A 19,361-nucleotide genomic window follows, 5' to 3' on the forward strand; every position below is an offset into this window, starting at 1 on the left:
TATTCACCTCAACATCGACTGTTATTTAAAACAAACCCGCCAATAAGGCGGGCTATTATTTATTAATTCTAAACGTCTATGATCTTATTTTGCTAAAAAGTGTTTATCTTCAACCACAATCAATGGTTCTATATCACTCTCTTTTTTAATCACCAGTGTAGGATCAGAACGTAAACAACAACCACCGTAATGCCCACCAACAGTAAAAGTGCAAACTTGAATATAACGATTTGCTACTTTTGGTAAACACCATAATTCCTGATAAATATTTTCTTGGTGAGCAAATTGACCATGGGTTTCATCTAACACATTCTCTTTATGATCAACTAAGCCAATGTTATTACCACAACGACCCGCTATCGGTTTAACTGCATAACCACTTTGTGCAAGACGAGGTGTCACTGTGAAATCTGTATCTAACAAATAAGGGTTATTAGGGAACAATTGCCATAAAATGGGTAAAATAGCTTTATTACTAGGAATAAGTGTCCAAAGAGGCTCAAAAACTGTAATTTCAGGACGTAAAAGCACATCGACCAAGCGGACTTCGCCTTCAGGATGCCCTGTACGAATAGGGATCAGTGCTTGTTGTTCACTCTCTTCTCTTAATTGATCTAAAGCCGTTTCCCAAGCCCATGTTTTCCACACACATTCAACAACACGTTTATCTGCATCAATTAATTGACCACGATTATTCCAATGAAGTTCATCTAATCCACGTAGGATTTTGCTCTCATAACCCGCTTGGGTCAGTGATTGTTGCATAAAGAGTGCATGGTAATCTTCTTCACTATCATCATCTTGAAGAAGATGCACAAAAGGCTTCGCATCACTGTGTTTCCAAGCATCGGCTAATGCATCGAATAAGCGTTCACCTGGATTAAAACTTTCTTTAATTCCACCTTGTTGCGCCCATTTTTCAATAATTAGACCTGCTTCTGTGTGGCAAGAGGCGGAGTCTGCATTATATTCATAAACTTTGACACCACGTTCATCCATACAAAAATCTAATCGTCCCGTGATCATTTGATGACGCCTGTTTTGCCATGACAAACGGATGCGAGGCCATAACACTTCAGGAATATCGAACAAACGTAATAAATTATCGTCTTTCAACACTTTTTCAGTTGCATGTAAATACATCAAATGCATCTCATTACTTGCACGAATAAGTTCTTGTTCGGCGCTTTCTGAAATGGTGAAGTATTCATAGCTGTTTTGATTGATGATATGACCGTGTTGCGCTAGAACATAAGCTTTTTCTAGAGGTGAGCTTTCATCTAGCCATTTCCCATCGAATTGACCTTTATTTTCAAGTTTTTCGGCATGAATATTTAATAGTTCAGGTGTAATTTTAGGCTTAGGAAGGCTATAAGCATTAGGTTCAGTTTGGATCATCCAACCTAAAAGCGTTGTGTTATCAAAAGTATCTTGAACAAAGTAGCCGTCATCACTCACACAAAGAGGTAATTCTCGTGTCCATTGCTGGCCTACAGGTAATCTAGTGTGGATAACGTTTTGTTCTGCAATACGGATTTTATCTTCAAGCACTTCTGTGATCACCGCAACATGACCGGTCACTTTAAACTCACCACCTTCTTGCCAAATCAGTAAGGCGCCAACAGTTGGCGCCTGCTTACTGCCATTAGCAAACGCTTGGAGAGGTAATATATCGTCATCAATGGTTTTACGTAAAAAACGTAATGAGAAAATCTCATAAGCCATTCCCACATCAGTAAATACAGCGCCGTAATGCAGATAAAGAAAACGACGAGCAAACTCAACACACTGCCACTTGTGCCCCATATATTCATTACCAATATAACTACGGAATGAATCATTAGCGGCGTAGTCTTCTTTATCGATACTACTGTAATCTGAAGAGTAAATCGCGACACCACCAGGCGCATAACCTAGCAATGTTCCAAATGGTTCATGACGAATGATATCTTTTACATTCATAATCTCGACCTTGACGATAAATAGATAATTACCCGTAATACTTAAATCTACCTTAGTATTATAGATAACAATCTTAACGCCATAGACTATTAGAAGTGAATGTAATTTTATTAATTTCAATAAAGTAAAAAGAGGTGTTTAGCTTTAGTGCTATTTAAGAAGGAAAATTTGGCCAAATAAAAAAAAACTCAAAAATAACCCATCATAAAAAATATATAAAAGGTATTTTCGAGTATAAACACAGTCAAAGAGGGCTTTATCTTTTTTGTTATAGCTTCATTATTTACTCTTTATCAATCATAAATGCGAGCACAAATAATGGATAAAATCGCATTTAGACAAGATATAGCACTGTTTATCAAATTTTTCTCGATTATCCTGCTAGAAAAAAGAAGGATATCAAAATAGCTTAATAAAAATTAATATCATCTTATAGCCTGACGGGTATAAATAATTCATCCCATTAACCGATAACACTATAGAATGGATTTTACTCATTCAAGCCGGAGTGCTTGTTTACTTTGAAGATCCATCACAGAAACTTGATATTCAAATTATTGAATATTATTGGTGGTTGATAGGAAGAATGAGGTCACTAATGTCAAAGATTTATCCCATTTCTCAAATTATTGGGCATAAAATTCGTAAGCAACGCCAGCAACTTCGCTTATCAGCAAAGGTTGTCGCTGAACGAGTGGGTATTAGCCAACAACAATTTTCACGATATGAGAATGGACTATGTAAAATTGATGTTGATATGCTCTTTCATATTGCTCAAGAGCTAAAAGTGACACCTGCGTTTTTTTTACCCCCTAATGAAGAGCAAGTTTCTGCAATTGCACTGACACAATCCAAACAGTTTTGGAGTGCTCAAAGCCAGATTTAATATTCTTGGTATGGAAATCTCTATTTTGTCTTCTTATTAAGATAAATAAGATTTCCATATATCATTCTTAACTTGATGATTACAATAAGTATTATCACCTATAATTATCAATTCTATTTATCCTTTCTATCTTAAACCAACAAATTTTTTTCTTTTATAAAAGAAAATGTTAATACATTTTTCACTGTTTCTTTCGTAAACTTAAGCGATATTTTTCGTATAGATTATCTCCTATTTCTAATAAAAATTGTGTTAACCTAATTAAGAATAATAACAATTATCATTTGAAATAAGGGTTAAACATGAAATATCGCTATGCACTCTCTCTTACTGCATTATCATTTCTCTCAACCTCTGCTTTTGCTCTAGAGTACCCAGTAGGCCATCCTATCATTAAAAATGGCATGGAAATTCAAGGTGTTTACCTTCAACCTATCACTATGGATACCGAAGAAGGTCATCATGCGATGAACCATCTCGCAGCTGATAAATCCGATATCCATTTAGAAGCCGATATCCATGCTACTGAAGATAATCCTAATGGCTTTGCAGAAGGTGACTGGATCCCTTACCTCACTGTTGAATACACTGTGACAAAATCAGATGCGCCAGAGAAAAAACAGCAAGGCATTTTTATGGCAATGGTTGCTAACGATGGCCCTCACTATGGCGAAAACCTAAAACTCGACGGTAATGGTCAATATAACGTTACTTACAAGATTTACCCACCTTCATACAATAAAGATATTACATTTGGTCGCCATATCGACAAAGAAACTGGTGTTGCACCTTGGTTTGAACCCTTTGAAGTTTCATGGGATTTCACCTATAGCGGTACAGGTCGTAAAGGTAGTTATTAATTAGCTTGATAACGGATAAACCCAACAAAATTGGGTTTATCCTTTTTCTCTTTTTTAAGTGAAACGCTGATGATGAAACATCTCTATAAATACACGTTATTACTGCTATTAATGATAACAAGCTCTGTTTTTGCTGCAGAGAAATACACCGTTGAATTAGAAATGAAAGATGGTGAACTTATTCCTCAAGTGCTCGAAGTACCTGCCAAAACCCCCATTAGAATAAAAATCCGTAATACAGGCACCAGCCCTGTTGAATTTGAAAGTACACAGTTACGTAAAGAAAAAGTATTAGCTCCCGGCGCAAATTCTGTCGTTGTGATAGCACCACTAAAACCCGGTCGTTACACCTTCTTTGATGATTTTCACCTTTCTCACCCTCAAGGTGAAATTGTTGCAACTGAAAAGGCAGAGTAAATATGGGACAAGTTCTGTTTGTTGTTTGGCGAGAAAGTTTTGAAGCGCTACTGGTAATTGGCATTATTTATGCTTGGATAAAACGCTCTCCAGCACCAAAACAAGGTATGAAATACTTGTGGAGTGGCGTTATATTTGGGCTGTTTCTTGCTGTTATCTTGGCTCTAAGCATTTATGGTGTATTTAGCTCACTCGAAGATATGTGGCAGTCTCTATTTATGATAATAATGGAGATCCTCGCCTGTGTGCTTATTGTTCAAATGGTTTATTGGATGAATGGGCAAGGAAAGTCATTAAAAACCAATATAGAAAATGAACTCACACAAAAAACACACCAACAAAGTGCATGGGGTATTTTGCTGATTATTGCCATTGCAATTGCCAGAGAAGGCAGTGAAGTTGTTGTCTTCCTTTCTAGCCATATTATGGCTCTCAATGCACAAACAGCACTGCCTTTCTTTATTGAAGTCTTTATTGGTTTACTTGTCGCAGCATTCACTCTATGGCTATTTTTACTGACCTCAAAAGTCATTTCATGGCGTTATTTCTTTACTGTAACGGGATTTTTACTGTTATTCCTTGCTGTTTCCTTACTATTAAAAGCCGTAGAAGAGATTGCAAATCTACTGATTGAAATGGATTTTGAATTACCTGATTTCTTGATATATCCGCTTTGGGATATCAGTCATATTCTGGATGACTCAAGTGTCTTTGGTAATTTCTTAGTCTCATTCTTCGCTTATCGCTCTCAACCCATTGGTTTAAGTGTGGTGACATTTGTTGTCTATTGGGTAATTGTTGCACTGTTATTCAAGCGGGGGGCTCAGCATGCGAAATAACGCAAAATTTAAAAGTAAAAATATTGCTATATTTTTCTTTACATTACTATTTTCTCTACCTATTTATGCTGAAAAAATCATCCAAGGAATCATTCAAGATAGCGAGAATATCATCGTTGCAAAAGGAGATATCCCTACTCCTGAAAAATTTAAAACTGATATTTTAAAGTACCGAGAAAAAGCCGTTGAGCAATTAACCCAAGTTGAAAAAGCACTTACTCAATTAATAGTAAATAGCGAAAAAAATCAACTTGTTAATGCTCAAAATGCTTATCAACAAGCACATTATCACTATGAAGTTATTCGCCCTATTATTGCGCTTTTTGGATCAAGCGAACGTTTATTAAATAACCGAGCTGATTTCTTTCTTGAAAGAGAAAACTCACCTCGTTTTTCAGGGTTTCATTTAGTTGAATATCAACTCTTTAAATTAAGAGATACGCAAAAAGCCACAGAGTCCGCAAAAGTGCTATTAAGAAGTATTAGTGATCTAAAAAAGCGTTTAGCCATTGAAGATATCCCCATTCCCAAATTAGTCCAATCAGCGGGCGATAGCTTGGAGTTTATTTTAACGGATAAATTAGCAGGAATTGAAAACCAATACTCAAATAGCGATCTAGGTGATAGTTATGCAAATTTATCTGGATCACGCTTAATTGTAGAGATCTTATCCGAGCATATTCCCCCTACTGAATATCAATCTCTGATCAAGCAATATAATGATATTGGTGCTCTGCTTTTAAAATATCAGCGTGATGAAGGTTTATTCCAGTCTTTAAATGTACTTCCTGAAACAGAAAAAAGCTGGCTTTTCTCTCAAGTAACACAATTAGCAGAGCAAGTGGCAAATTTACGTAGCACGCTCAATATTGATGTTTACTATCACTATAAAGAAGCAAGTGATGAAAAATAAAACTCTCTTTAAACCGTTATTAAAAAGTCCTGTTAACCTCGATAAACGCACAACGTTAAAATGGTTAGGTGGGAGCTTATTACTCGCCAGTATAGGGGCTAATGCACAACAAAAACAAAGTGCTTCATCCGTGCCCCGTTATCAACGTGCGATTGCTTATTTAGGTAAACACCAAGCAGGTGTTATTACTCCTGAACAAAAACACGCCTCATTTATTGCTCTTAATCTCACAGTCACTACTGTTGATGAAGTAAAAAAAATATTCGCGACTCTGACACAACGAATTGCATTTTTAACGCAACCTCGTGAACTAGAGCAGAGAGCAAACCCACATCTTCCTCCTGCTGAGTCAGGTATTCTGGGCACTCAATTACACCCTGATGAATTAACCGTCACAGTAGCGTTAGGTGATAGCTTTTTTGATAATCGTTTTGGTTTCCAACCTAAAAAACCCAAACGCTTAGAACCCATGAAACCCTTTCCTAATGACCGATTAGATCCAAAATGGTGTGGCGGTGATGTTCTACTCCAATTTTGTGCTAATAGCCAAGAAAGCGTCATTTATGCGTTAAGAGATATTTTAAAATATCTTTCTGGTCAAGTTTATGCCGTGTGGAAAATTGATGGTTTTCTTCCTGCTCGCGATATTGATAATCACCAAACACCGATTAACCTTTTTGGTTTTAAAGATGGCTCAGGCAACGCCCCTTCATCTGATAATAGCTTGATGGACTCTCTTGTCTGGATCACGGAAGAACAAAAAGAGCCACAATGGTGTTTAGGCGGAAGCTATCAAGCAGTGCGCCTTATTCGGTTTGCATTGGAATTTTGGGATAGAACACCTCTTGAAGATCAAGAAAATAACTTTGGTCGTCATCGATCAACGGGTGCCCCAATAGGTATGAAGCAGGAGATGGACGATCCACAGTTTGAAAAAGATCCTCATGGCGACCGAGTGCTGTTTGATTCTCATATGCGAAGAGCTGAACCAAGAAATCCAGAGCGTTACAGTGCAAAACTACGCCGACGCAGTTACAGCTATTCATTAGGTTTAACACCTTCAGGTCAATTAGATATGGGACTAATTTTTATCTCATTTCAAAATAACCTTAAAAAAGGCTTTATTGATACCCAAAAACGCTTAGACGGAGAACCCTTAGAGCGCTATATAAAGCCTTTTGGCGGTGGATACTACTTTGTAATACCCGGCATTTCACACCAAGATGATACCCTTGCAAAAGGGCTATTTGATTAATTCTGCTCTCATATTAGGCACTTTTCTTTTCCTGCTAAAGTGCCTAATATTATGATTTTATTTGGTTAATGTGAAAAAAATGTCATTTTCGCTTTTAATGCATTACCAAGTTCTATTTGTCTATCAGGTTCAATAAAGCCCATTGTTAATACAGCAGCGACCATATTTCCCTTCTTACTAAACACTGGACATGAAATAGATTGTGCACCAGGAATACCTTCAGCTGGCTCATGGCGAATAGCAAAACCTTGTTGTCGAATAGTATTCTGCTGTTTTTCTGATAAGCCTGCATCTATCTCTAAATCACTAAAAACAGCAAAAATAGAGCCAGCGGCACTAATTTTATAAGGCACTGGTGTATCAGGTAAAAAATCAATATCCACATGTTTAAAACTACGATTATATCGTGTTAAAAAAAGCTGGTTACCTTGCGCAATCACCAATCCGGTGGACATATTATATTCATCTCTAAACTCACATAATAATTGATTAATTTCATCTACAAAGGATTGTGGCTTTGGTGTCGCATGCGCTAAAAAGAGAATTTTACTCCCCAAACAATACTGACTTCCGCCACTCTCTTGATACAACATTTCAGAGCGACAAAGTGAAACTAAATATTTATGTAAGCGACTTTTTGAAAGCGAACAGGCTTTTGCAATATCTGACGATCGGGCGACACCTCCATTCGACGCAATAAATTCGAGAATGGTAATAGCGATATCAACCGAGTTAACTCCTTGAGAATTCTGCATTTATTTCTTTCACACCTATTCGTTATTTACTTTATTTTATGACGATATCCCAATATTCTTTTTTTGTCATTATTACTAGTTTATTTCACTAAAACCTTATTTTAAATGTGACTTTTTAGCCATTTTCTATCGATTATTTTCTTTGTCTATTTTTAGATGATCTACCTCAAGGTTAACTATATATGAATTGAGTTTATATATAGTTAACTTTTCTTGTGCGTGAGAATGTCTATGTCTAAAAATCAAAAGTGGGAATTAAATAGAAGAACGTTGTTAAAAGGAATGGGTGCCATTGGCGTGGCAGCTCTTTCTCCTAACGCGTTCAGTCTAGTTAATGAAAATAAACCCATATTTAACCAGAAACCACGGATAAAATTATCCGAATATAAAACCTTTCGTTCAACCTGTGCGATGGAATGTTTGCACTGTAACCTAACAGCTTTTACACATAAGGGGCAACTCATCAAAATTGAAGCCACTGAAGGCTTTAATGTGAAATGCTGTTTACGAGGTATGAGTCGAACTAAGTGGGTATACCATAAAGATCGTTTAACCACACCTTTATTGCGTGTAGGTGAAAAAGGAAAAGCGGAGTTCAAACCTATTAGTTGGGATGAAGCGCTCGATCTCATTGAAAAGAATATTAGAGAAACCATTGATAAGTTTGGTAATGAGGGATTATTTATCTCCACTCATGCAGGCAATATGGACTCAATTAAAAATGATATGGGTAAAGCCTTTTTCGATTACTTAGGCGGTTCAACAAAACAAGCAGGCTCTCTTTGTTGCTCTGCGGTAACCGCGGCAATGATCCCAATGGTGGGTCTACGTTATGCCGATACTCGTGATACGGTAAAAGATAGTCGCTATATTCTTTGTTGGGGCAATAACCCTGCCGTTACCATGCAGGCCTATTTTAAAAACTACAACCAAGCTCGCCGAAATGGCGCCAGAATGGTGGTTATTGATCCTCGCTTTAATGAAACAGCGGCTAAAGCCGATGAGTGGATCCCTATCGTTCCCGGTACTGATACGGCACTTGCGTTAGGTATGATCAAAATTATCATTGAAGAAAATCTCACTGATAAGCCTTTTTTGCGTGCGCATACAGGTGCCGTTTACCTTGTTAACTCACAACAAAAACTATTACGCCAATCTGATGATGATAAAGATAGTTATCTCGTTTTTGATACTTTAAGCCAGCAACTGGTTCACCATGAGACACCGAATATTGTTCCTGCGTTAACTCATGATGAACTACCTGCTAATGCTGATTATGTGACTGTCTTTGAGCAAATTTACCAACAAGCTGAACCTTGGTCTCTTGAAAAAACAAGCCAAGAAACGGATATCCCCAAAGAAACTATTATTCGTTTAGCGCGTGATTATGCCACCACCAAACCGGCTATGATTGTGCAAAATATGTCCGGTGCTCAACGAACAGAATTTGGTGCTTATGTGGCTGCTAGCCAATTTTATCTTGCATTGTTAACCGGCAATATCGGTAAAAAAGGCGCTGGAATTTGTGATGCTGGTGGTGCTCGTCAAATGGCGAAATTTAGTCCAATTATTCCGCCAGCACCTAATGCAAAACCCATTAAACCTATCCCTGTAGCGAAAGTGGGTGATTGGATTGTCAATGAAAGACCACACCCAATTAACTTTTGGTGGATCATGACCATGGGGGTAATGACGCAATTACCCAACACCAATATGGTACGTAACGCACTGAAAAAAGTGCCTTTTGTCGTTGTCGCCGATAACTTGATGTCATCTACTGCACTTTATGCCGATCTTGTACTCCCAGTTACTACTATTTTTGAAGATACTAGTTTAATGGCTGGTGTTCGTAGTCAATATGTACAATTAATGGAAAAAGCGGTTGAGCCACCGGGAGAAGCAAAACCTGATTATTGGATCTTTGCTCGTCTTGCCGAACGTTTTGGCTTTGGTGACGTTTTTAACCAACCTATTGAACACTATATTGATGCTTGCCTTAAAGGCTCCGGAATTACTCGTGAAATGTTAGAAAAAGGCCCTGTACGCCCAGTTGAAGGCGATTGGATCCCCTTTAAAGATGGCATTTTCCGTACTTCAACGAAAAAAGCACACTTCTTTATTGAAGAGTGGCAGGATAAAAACTTTTCTCCTGTTGTCACCTATTATCCCGTAAAAGAATCGACAAAAGGTTCACCTGAACTTGCTAAAAAATACCCATTAATGGCAGTACAACGCAAGCTCGCTCGTAGTGTTCACTCTAGCCATGGTATGAATGAGTGGATCTTAGAGGTACAGCGTAATCAACCTAATATTCTTATCCATCCTAATGATGCCTTAGACAGAGGAATTAAAGACGGTGAATGGGCTATTGCGTTTAATGATCGAGGAGAGCACCGCGCGATTGCCGTTGTGACTACTCATATTAAGCAAGGAGTAGTCTCATTAGACAATGGATGGTGGGAACAACAAGGCGGAAGCAGTAGCCATGTCACCAATGACCACGTTGAACCTTTAGGTAACGGTCATTGTTGTAATAGCACCTTAGTTAACGTAAGACGGGAGGCATGATCATGGCGAAGAAACAGTATGGTTTTCTAATAAATACCAAAGATTGCTATGGTTGCCGAACTTGCTCGATGGCCTGTAAATCTGAAAACGTCACACCACCAGGTGTGTTGTGGCGTCGAGTTCGTGAATTCAACGAAGACCAACCCAATGCACAAGCTTTTATTACCATGTCTTGTAACCATTGTGATGATCCACAGTGCCTAAAAGTTTGCCCTGCTGATACTTATACCAAACGTGAAGACGGTATTGTTGTGCAAGATCATGACAAATGTATCGGTTGTCAAATGTGTATCATGGCATGCCCTTATAACGCTCCGGTTTATGATCCGATAGAAGGGAAAACCAGTAAATGCAATATGTGTGCGGATAGACTTGATGAAGGCTTGAAACCACGTTGTGTTGAATCTTGCCCTACTGGTGCCATTGAGTTTGGTGAAATAGAAGATCTACGTAAAAAACACACGACAAATTGGGCTTTATTAGAAAAACGCTATGGTGTACCAGATCACACCATCAGTAACCCTAATATTGTCATTATTGGTATGGAGGATTAATCATGCATGATTATCAACTGCCGTTAGTCCTGTTTACGGTTATGAGCCAATGGGGTATTGGTGCAGTATTGGCACTTTCACTGTATCAATGGCAAAACCAAACGCAAAATGTTGCAATGCTAAGTACCAAAGCGTTACGAACAACCATTGCGCTAATTTGGCTAATTGAAGTTGTGGGTTCATCAATGTCGATGGGGCACTTAGGTGATCCGCTTGGTGCTTATCGTTCTGTATTAGGTATTGCTCACTCTTGGTTAAGTCGAGAAGCAATTGCCTTTGTGATGCTAAATGGCTTTATTTCATTATGGGCGCTAGTCAGTTGGGTACAACCTCATGCTATTCGCCGTAATAGTCTGTTTGGGCTGTTTTGTGGCGTAATTGGTTTACCTGTTATTTTGATTACAGCACAAATCTATTACCAAATGCAGGCTCATCCTCTTTGGCATACACCAGCAACACAAATTAGCTTTATTGGCACAGCACTATTGCTTGGTTTTGGCTCGATGATCCCTTGGTTACGCCTACAAAATAAAACCATTAGCAATTCATTAAAAGTAGGAACCTTCGTCGGTGCATTATTAGTGCTAGTAGGCTTGGTAATGAGAGCACAAATACCCGGTGCGGATATTGCAAACCTATTATTATGGTGGCAAATCATTGCTAGTTTGATTATTGGAGTCTGTATTATTACTTTGTCTCACAACTCGTCATTTACCAAAACCTCGCTCTCTATTATCACTATTTTGATGTTATTTAGTGGCGAAATCACGGGAAGGATGCTGTTTTATAGCAATGTAATGGCGCAAGCACCTTGGTTCTAAATATTTTACCTCTGAGTTAAATAGTCGCGTTAACATGCTTATTTAACTCAGATTTATCCCCTATGTTTCACTTGATATTTTTTATTTGCCCTAGCATTACCTTTAATTTTACCCCGAATTTATTCGGGGTATTTTTTTATCTCATCCAATACCATTAATTTTACTTTATTCACATTCTTTTTGTTTTTGATGAAATAATCATCTAGCTATCTTTATCAATAATAGGCAAAATTAACATTAACGACTTAACACAATTTCCTGTTTACTATTAGAAAAGAGAGCACTTCACCATGACTGGATTAATTATTACTATCGTGCTATTGGGTCTTATTTTTTATTATTACAACCGTATTATCTCTATGCGTGAAGCTGTTATCTCAAGTGAAACCGAAATTTCAGTACAGTTAGATCGTCGTGGTAAAGTTTTTGATAGTTTATTAGCTACAGTAAAAAAATATCTCAACCATGAATCTGATGTATTTACTAAAATTACTGAATTAAGAACACAAACTCAAAGTGCCAATGGTAAAGAAGCCAAAGCAGCTGAAGACGAATTATCAAAAATTGTTTCAAGTGGTGCAATTAATGTTGCGGTTGAAAATTACCCTGAATTAAAATCCGACACCATTATGGCGAATTTACAAGAAGAGATTGTTTCAACTGAAAATAAACTCTCTTTTGCAAAACGCGGTTATAACCGTACTTTAGAACAATATCGCGCTTTTATTGCCTCTATTCCTGCGGTGTTTATTGTCAAGATTTTCCCAAGCTTAGTTATTGATAAAGAGTACTGGCGTCTTGATGAAGGGACTATTAAAACAGAAGAAGCTCGTCGCATTAATTTCGATTAATTTTAGAGTAATAAAAAGATATTTATTCCTTCTTGATTGATAAAAACAGCACTTAGCGGTGCTGTTTGGAGTCACTAATGGATTTCAGAAATGTTCTACGAAAAAATGCTATTAGAACACGTTTTGTTATAGCAACTTATTTACTATTAATGCTGATAATCGGTTTGCTGGTAGATACCGCTATTGGAGCAAATCCCTATCTAGATCTCACTGATAATATGTTGGCATTTCTGACTTTCCAATCTATCCCCATCGCTTCGCTCATTATTTTAGCTATCTCGATTTTATTGCTTCTTTTTATTCATTTTAAAGGGCACAAAATCATGCTGACAGGAATGAATGCTAAATTAATTAGCCCAGATGAAACATCAAATGCACAAGAGCGCCAATTACTCAATATTGTGGAAGAACTGAGTTTAAGTGCCACGCTAGGCTATATTCCCAAGCTCTATCTTCTTGATACACCAGAAGCCAATGCTTTCGCTGCGGGCTGGTCAGAAAGAAATGCCTTTATTGGTGTAACTACAGGGTTATTAAATCGTCTTAACCGCCAAGAAGTTCAAGCGGTCTTAGCCCATGAAACAGGACATATTATTCATGGTGATTCACGACTAACGTTATATGTTGGCATATTAGCTAACGTTATTTTAACGGTTACGAACATCTTCGGTAGTCGCTTATATATTGCTTCTGGTAGTCGAGGCGGTAAAAGTAATGATGCGGCGAGTAAAGCGCGATTAATTTTAATTGTGTTAAACCTTGTTTTACCGATTATTACGCAAGTGCTCTATTTCTATTTATCCCGAACTCGTGAATATATGGCTGATGCCGCCGCTGTTGATTTAACTCAAGATAATCAAGCAATGATTAGTGCACTAAAGAAAATTTCAGCACAGCATGATACTGAAAATTTTGAAGATGGTTCAACGGGGCGTGCTTATCGTAAAGCAGCCTTTATTTTTAATAAAGGAGACTCGTTTTTCTCAACGCATCCGTCTATTGAAAATAGAATTGCGGTACTTGAAGGTAAAAAGACTTTTTAAAAATATCGATGTAATTAACTAAAGAGAAAAGCGCTTATCACTATTCCTCGATAGTGTACAAACGCTTTTTTAATTCTTACTTTTTAGCAAAAATCCGATTAACGATGTTTTTCACCGTGATGGAAAATAGCCGTGCGTAAACGCTCTTGTTGCTCATAACGTAGTGGAAATTCAATCGTTTTATCTTTACCTAATTCCACTAAAAGTTCATTCATGGTTTCAATACTGGTTGTCGCAATAGCATCATCAACCTGTTTAACCACCTCATCATAATGAGACATCTTTATCCCCTTTCTTCATAAAATTCTTAATCGCTATCATATTACAAGTAAGGGGATTTCTGTATTTTTAGTCACATAAAGTGTGATTAAATTGAGTTAAGCGGTTTATTCTTTGTCTCTTTACCCAATAACATCACTGCCAATATCCCAATAACAATTGAAAAACTGAAAATAAGAAATATGGAGCTTATTTCAAATTGATATTGGACTAAATATCCCACCATTAAAGGTCCCAATATTCCACCAATACGCCCTATTGCTGTTGCTGTTCCGGCACCTGTTGCCCGTATTCCATCTGGGTATTGTTCTGGCGTATAAGCATATAAAGCGCCCCAAGCCCCTAAATTAAAGAATGACAGCAACATGCCAAAAATAAGTAGCGTTGTCGTAGTATCTGCCACACTAAAATAATAGGCACTAATGGCGGTTCCCGCTAAATAAGTGACTAACACAAATTTTCGCCCATAACGCTCAATTAACCACGCTGCGGTAAAATAACCAGGTAGCTGTGCTAATGTCATAATAAGTACATATTGAAAGCTTTTTATTAAACTAAAGCCTTTTAACATCGCCACACTTGGTAGCCATAAGAAAATACCGTAATAAGAGAAAACGACACAAAACCATAAGATCCATAACATTAGCGTTGAACGTCGATACTGAGGTGACCAAATTAATGCCATTGATTGGCGGATCGATAAACGTGTTTTTTTCTGTGAAATATGAGATGAAGTTGGTTCAGGTAATTTTGATCGTAAATAAAGAGCATATACCGCAGGTAATGCACTTAATAACATTGCCATACGCCAGCCATAATCAGGAATAATAAAATAAGCAATCAAAGCCGCAATTAACCAACCGACAGCCCAAAAACTTTCTAATAAAACAACAATTCGACCTCGCTCATGAGTTTCAACACTTTCACTAACAAGAGTTGAGGCAACAGGTAGTTCTCCCCCCAATCCCATACCAATAAAAAAGCGTAATACAAGAACGACCATTAAAGAGCTCGCCAAGGCCGTTAATCCACACCCCAAGCTAAACAGTAACAAGGTAAAAATAAAGACAGGTTTACGTCCTTTTCTATCAGCAATAATGCCAAATACAAAAGCACCGACAGCCATTCCAATTGAATTTACACTGCCAATCCAGCCTAATTGTGATGCAGTTAATCCCCAATCTTCTTTTAATGCGGTGAGTAAAAAAGCAAGTAGCCCGACATCCATTGCATCAAAAGTCCAACCCATACCAGCGATACATAAAAGCTTATTGCGAGAGATTGCCTCAGGCGCTTTGCCTGTTTGGCTTGCCGTTGTCATTACATTTCCTTTCTGTCCCCTATCAAAGTGTTTAGTATACTAAACAAGAAAAACCACTTTGTTAATAGCAAAGCGTAAATTTAAAGAAAAATTAACATTCATACTGAAAAAAATAGTTAAAAAAAATCGATATCTCTAATTAAGATACCGATTTCAACTTTTATAACTTTCTATTTTGCTTTTTTGATTAGCTTCTTAAACCTCTGCCTTTTTCAATCAAGTACCATGCAATAACATAAAACACGGCGATGAAAAGACACAAAACACTAATCGTTACGGTTAAAGAGACATCCGTAATGCCCAGAAAACCGTAGCGGAAGCCACTAATCATATAAACGATTGGGTTAAGCTTAGATACGCCTTGCCAAAATTCAGGTAAGAGTGAAAGTGAATAAAACACACCACCTAAATAGGTTAATGGCGTTAAAACAAACGTTGGAATAATGCTGATATCATCAAAGGTTTTCGCAAAAATTGCATTTAATAACCCGGCGAGTGAAAACACAATGGAAGTCATCAGTAATGTCACCACCACCATTGTCCAAGAATGCATTTCTAAAGGCACAAAAAACAGTGAAACTAAAGTCACTAATATGCCAACACAAACACCACGGGCCACACCACCACCAACAAAGCCTGCAATAACAACATGCGTTGGTACTGGTGAAACTAATAACTCTTCGATACTACGCTGAAACTTAGCACCAAAAAATGAAGAGGAAACATTGGCGTAAGAGTTTGTTATTACTGCCATCATAATCAGGCCAGGAACAATAAACTGCATATAATCAACCCCTCCCATATCGCCAATTCGTTTACCAATGAGGTTACCGAAAATAACGAAATAGAGAGACATGGTTATTACAGGTGGAATTAATGTTTGTACCCAAATACGTCCAAAACGGGTAACTTCTTTAATCCAAATTGTTTTGAGAGCTACCCAATACAGCTGAATCATTCCCTCTCTCCTTCTACTGTATGCTCTTCATTAACCAAATGAACGAATAATTCTTCTAGGCGATTAGCTTTATTTCTCATACTTAACACTTGAATACCTTGTGTATTAAGTTGAGCAAAAACACTATTTAAACCTTGCTCTCTTTTAACATCGACTTCTAATGTCGAAGTATCCATTAACCGATATTGATAATTTTGTAATTCAGGCAATGGACTTTTTGGTGCTAAATCTAAAATAAAGGTTTCAGACTCTAATTTGCTTAATAGAGCCTTCATGCTAGTATTTTCGACCAGTTCACCACGTTGAATAATACCAATATTCCTACACAACATTTCAGCTTCTTCTAAATAGTGTGTCGTTAAAATAATGGTAGTCCCTTCAGCGTTTAATTGTTTCAAAAACGTCCACATTGAGCGACGTAATTCAATATCAACACCCGCTGTTGGTTCATCAAGAATAAGTAATTTCGGCTGATGCATTAATGCACGAGCAATCATTAAACGGCGCTTCATTCCCCCAGATAAAAAACGTGCTCTATCATCACGTTTTTCCCATAAATCTAACTGAGTTAAATAAATTTCAGCACGCTCTAATGCTAATTTACGAGGAACACCATAATAACCTGCTTGATTGAGGACGATTTGTAATACGGTTTCAAAAGGGTTGAAATTGAATTCTTGTGGCACTAATCCTAGCTGGCGCTTTGCATTAACCATATCGGTATCTGTGTCATAGCCAAAGACTTTAACTTTGCCACTGCTCTTATTAACTAAAGAGCTAATAATACCAATGGTGGTCGATTTTCCTGCACCATTAGGGCCCAATAAAGCATAAAAATCTCCCGCTTCCACGGTAAGATTAATTCCTTTTAGCGCTTTTACGCCATTGTGATAAGTTTTCGTTAACTCCGTTAACTCCAATGCATACGTCATAAGTGGGAATTACCTTTTATCAACTGCATTATTCAGCATTGACTGAGCTGAAATCAGAAAATAGCTATTCAACTAAGCCTTACTAACGCTACGTATTGCTCACACGCCTAGAATTAGAAAATAAGCTTAGTTCAATAGGATCAAAATGGAATAAGGATATTCTAGAGAAAACAAGATCGTAAATAAACCGTTTTAAGGCTCATGACACAAATGAATAAATAAATTTATTTTAACTATTACAGTTAATAAGAATAAAACTTAGTGTAAGAAAAAATCAGAGACGAAGATGCTATATACTGTTATTTCTTGCTTATATTCCTAATGTATTAATCAACTCATCCCTTAATGTAATCATTTAGCCTAGCTGATAGCAATAAAATTATTGCCCTTGTTCCTCAATCTTACTGATAGATATTATCTCGCCATTTATTATCTCATTCAATGCTGACTATCTATTTTTATCATCCCTTCATTAACCTGCATCAAAAAGTAAAAAAATCACAAGCATAAGTTTTATTTATGATATTTTTCAATAAATCTATTTTTAAATAATATAATGGCAGTCTTAACAATTAGTTATCTTTTTATACATTTGATTTACATCAAAGAATGTATTGATAAATTCATTAAACAAATGCTATAAAAAGATCTATCTTATTTGAAAGCGAAAAAATACAGACAATTATCTGTCACTTGGCTTTAAAAAGCCCTCTGATTAATTCAAAAGTAATGGTATAAAAATACCCTTTCTTAGTGGATCTCTCGCATCCAACAATAACACAGTGCTATTTCGTGTTGGCGTACTGTCAGCGCAAATGGTGAGAAACCGAATTTACAGGCAGTCACGTCATGATGAGAAAAATTGAAGAGCTGTTAGCCAATAACAAGCAATGGTCAGAATCTGTTACTGAAGAAAATCCCCAGTTTTTTAAAGATCTCTGTAAAGGCCAAAAACCCCATTTTTTATGGATTGGTTGCTCTGACAGCCGCGTTCCAGCAGAAAAATTGATCAATGCGGCACCTGGTGACCTATTTGTTCACCGTAATGTGGCGAACTTAGTGATCCACACCGACTTAAACTGCCTTTCTGTTATCCAGTACGCCGTTGATGTATTGCAAGTTGAACATATTATTGTGTGCGGTCACTATGGTTGTGGTGGTATTGAAGCGGCTATTGAAGGAACTGAATTAGGACTTATTAATAACTGGTTATTACATATCCGCGATATTTGGTACAAACACAGTTCAATGCTAGGTGAACTTGCTCCTCATGATAGATTAAATCTACTTTGTGAGCTAAACGTTATTGAGCAAGTGTATAACCTAGGCCACTCAACTATTATGCAAGCCGCATGGAAACGTGGGCAAAAAGTGATGATCCACGGTTGGGTTTACGGTTTAAATAATGGTGAATTACACGATCTCGATGTCACCTCAGATAGCCGTGAAAAACTTGAGCTTTCTTATCGTCAAGCGATGGCAAAATTGAGTCATCCACGTTAATAAGCACATTCTATTCAATAACAAAAACCCGCCTAAAGCGGGTTTTTTCACTTCTATTTTAAGTAAATAAATTACTCATCTAATAATGTTACATGCCCAATATAAGGCAGATGGCGATAACGTTGTGCGTAATCAATACCGTAACCAATAACGAATTTATCTTCAATGGAGTAACCAATCCACTCAACCGGTACATCCACTTCACGACGAGATGGCTTATCCAATAAAGTACAGATAGAAATAGAAGCTGGCTCACGTAAGCTTAAAATCTCTTTAACGCGATTTAAGGTATTACCTGAGTCAATAATATCTTCAACAATCAGAACATCTTTACCACGGATATCTTCATCAAGATCTTTAATGATTTTAACGTCACGCGTTGACGTCATACCATTACCGTAACTTGATACAGTCATAAAATCGACCTCATGGTTCACATCAATTTCACGGCATAAGTCTGCCATAAAAATAAAAGAACCTTTTAACAAGCCGATTAAGACAAGATCATGTTGACCTTGGCGTGGGCGGTAATGTTCTGTGATTTCACGACCTAGCTCAGCAATACGCTGTTTGATCTCTTTTTCAGAGATCATGACATCAACAATATGTTTCATGATTAATTTCGATTGGGTTAACGGGGAAAG

General features: G+C 37.2%; 19 protein-coding genes. 12 read left to right on the forward strand and 7 right to left on the reverse strand.

The features are described 5' to 3' along the window. Positions 1-84 precede the first annotated feature (84 nt). On the reverse strand, positions 85-1,962 hold the full coding sequence (gene gss, locus JEP40_RS00705; protein WP_198622020.1) for a bifunctional glutathionylspermidine amidase/synthase: 1,878 nt from the start codon (positions 1,960-1,962) through the stop codon (positions 85-87). Positions 1,963-2,560: 598 nt separating this feature from the next. Here gss and JEP40_RS00710 point away from each other — a divergent pair. The 6 genes from JEP40_RS00710 (at position 2,561) to efeB (ending at position 7,132) form a co-directional block, all read left to right on the forward strand. Beyond that, complete coding sequence (locus tag JEP40_RS00710) at positions 2,561-2,848, forward strand: helix-turn-helix domain-containing protein (RefSeq protein ID WP_036932801.1); 288 nt, start codon at positions 2,561-2,563, stop codon at positions 2,846-2,848. 302 nt (positions 2,849-3,150) lie between these two features. After that, positions 3,151-3,708: an iron transporter gene (locus JEP40_RS00715; RefSeq protein WP_198622021.1), complete on the forward strand. Its 558-nt coding sequence runs from the start codon at positions 3,151-3,153 to the stop codon at positions 3,706-3,708. 69 nt (positions 3,709-3,777) lie between these two features. Beyond that, positions 3,778-4,125 carry a cupredoxin domain-containing protein gene (locus tag JEP40_RS00720; protein WP_109407937.1) on the forward strand — a complete coding sequence of 116 codons (348 nt, stop codon included), beginning with the start codon at positions 3,778-3,780 and terminating at the stop codon, positions 4,123-4,125. A 2-nt stretch (positions 4,126-4,127) separates the two neighbouring features. Continuing rightward, positions 4,128-4,964 carry an FTR1 family iron permease gene (locus JEP40_RS00725; RefSeq protein ID WP_198622022.1) on the forward strand — a complete coding sequence of 279 codons (837 nt, stop codon included), beginning with the start codon at positions 4,128-4,130 and terminating at the stop codon, positions 4,962-4,964. Further along, positions 4,954-5,877 carry an EfeM/EfeO family lipoprotein gene (locus tag JEP40_RS00730; RefSeq protein ID WP_198622023.1) on the forward strand — a complete coding sequence of 308 codons (924 nt, stop codon included), beginning with the start codon at positions 4,954-4,956 and terminating at the stop codon, positions 5,875-5,877. The genes JEP40_RS00725 and JEP40_RS00730 overlap by 11 nt, the downstream gene beginning before the upstream one ends. Then, complete coding sequence (efeB, locus tag JEP40_RS00735) at positions 5,867-7,132, forward strand: iron uptake transporter deferrochelatase/peroxidase subunit (protein WP_198622024.1); 1,266 nt, start codon at positions 5,867-5,869, stop codon at positions 7,130-7,132. Before JEP40_RS00730 ends, efeB begins: the two co-directional genes overlap by 11 nt. A 65-nt stretch (positions 7,133-7,197) precedes the next feature. On the opposite strand, the gene JEP40_RS00740 is transcribed toward efeB, so the two are convergent. After that, positions 7,198-7,887 carry an IclR family transcriptional regulator gene (locus JEP40_RS00740; protein ID WP_198622025.1) on the reverse strand — a complete coding sequence of 230 codons (690 nt, stop codon included), beginning with the start codon at positions 7,885-7,887 and terminating at the stop codon, positions 7,198-7,200. Positions 7,888-8,118: 231 nt separating this feature from the next. On the opposite strand from JEP40_RS00740, the gene JEP40_RS00745 reads away from it, so the two are divergent. From JEP40_RS00745 to htpX, 5 genes are all read left to right on the forward strand, one after another. After that, a complete protein-coding gene (locus tag JEP40_RS00745; RefSeq protein ID WP_198622026.1) occupies positions 8,119-10,455 on the forward strand; it encodes a molybdopterin-containing oxidoreductase family protein in 2,337 nt (778 codons plus the stop codon). Between the two features lie 2 nt (positions 10,456-10,457). Then, positions 10,458-11,009, forward strand: a complete 552-nt coding sequence (locus JEP40_RS00750; RefSeq protein WP_198622027.1) for a 4Fe-4S dicluster domain-containing protein — start codon at positions 10,458-10,460, stop codon at positions 11,007-11,009. Positions 11,010-11,011: 2 nt separating this feature from the next. Next, on the forward strand, positions 11,012-11,830 hold the full coding sequence (locus tag JEP40_RS00755; RefSeq protein WP_198622028.1) for a dimethyl sulfoxide reductase anchor subunit family protein: 819 nt from the start codon (positions 11,012-11,014) through the stop codon (positions 11,828-11,830). Positions 11,831-12,120: 290 nt separating this feature from the next. Beyond that, positions 12,121-12,681 carry a LemA family protein gene (locus JEP40_RS00760; RefSeq protein ID WP_198622029.1) on the forward strand — a complete coding sequence of 187 codons (561 nt, stop codon included), beginning with the start codon at positions 12,121-12,123 and terminating at the stop codon, positions 12,679-12,681. Between the two features lie 77 nt (positions 12,682-12,758). Continuing rightward, a complete protein-coding gene (htpX, locus tag JEP40_RS00765; protein ID WP_198622030.1) occupies positions 12,759-13,724 on the forward strand; it encodes a zinc metalloprotease HtpX in 966 nt (321 codons plus the stop codon). A gap of 98 nt (positions 13,725-13,822) precedes the next feature. Here the strand turns inward: htpX and JEP40_RS00770 are convergent, their stop codons facing one another. The 4 genes from JEP40_RS00770 to JEP40_RS00785 all read right to left on the reverse strand — a co-directional run bounded on the left by JEP40_RS00770 (position 13,823) and on the right by JEP40_RS00785 (position 17,214). After that, positions 13,823-14,005 (reverse strand): DUF2526 family protein, encoded by a 183-nt coding sequence (locus JEP40_RS00770; RefSeq protein ID WP_109407946.1) that lies wholly within the window; start codon positions 14,003-14,005, stop codon positions 13,823-13,825. 86 nt (positions 14,006-14,091) lie between these two features. Continuing rightward, positions 14,092-15,324, reverse strand: coding sequence for an MFS transporter (locus JEP40_RS00775; RefSeq protein ID WP_198622031.1), 1,233 nt, complete (start codon positions 15,322-15,324; stop codon positions 14,092-14,094). Positions 15,325-15,511: 187 nt separating this feature from the next. Next, positions 15,512-16,282: an ABC transporter permease gene (locus JEP40_RS00780; protein ID WP_109407947.1), complete on the reverse strand. Its 771-nt coding sequence runs from the start codon at positions 16,280-16,282 to the stop codon at positions 15,512-15,514. Continuing rightward, positions 16,279-17,214 (reverse strand): ABC transporter ATP-binding protein, encoded by a 936-nt coding sequence (locus JEP40_RS00785; RefSeq protein ID WP_198622032.1) that lies wholly within the window; start codon positions 17,212-17,214, stop codon positions 16,279-16,281. Before JEP40_RS00785 ends, JEP40_RS00780 begins: the two co-directional genes overlap by 4 nt. Positions 17,215-18,063: 849 nt before the next feature. On the opposite strand from JEP40_RS00785, the gene can reads away from it, so the two are divergent. Beyond that, positions 18,064-18,717 carry a carbonate dehydratase gene (gene can, locus JEP40_RS00790; RefSeq protein WP_072070989.1) on the forward strand — a complete coding sequence of 218 codons (654 nt, stop codon included), beginning with the start codon at positions 18,064-18,066 and terminating at the stop codon, positions 18,715-18,717. Positions 18,718-18,788: 71 nt separating this feature from the next. On the opposite strand, the gene hpt is transcribed toward can, so the two are convergent. Next, a complete protein-coding gene (gene hpt, locus JEP40_RS00795; RefSeq protein WP_198622033.1) occupies positions 18,789-19,331 on the reverse strand; it encodes a hypoxanthine phosphoribosyltransferase in 543 nt (180 codons plus the stop codon). Positions 19,332-19,361: the final 30 nt, after the last annotated feature.

The organism is Proteus vulgaris (assembly GCF_016239305.1).
Taxonomy (GTDB): Bacteria; Pseudomonadota; Gammaproteobacteria; order Enterobacterales; family Enterobacteriaceae; genus Proteus; species Proteus vulgaris_C.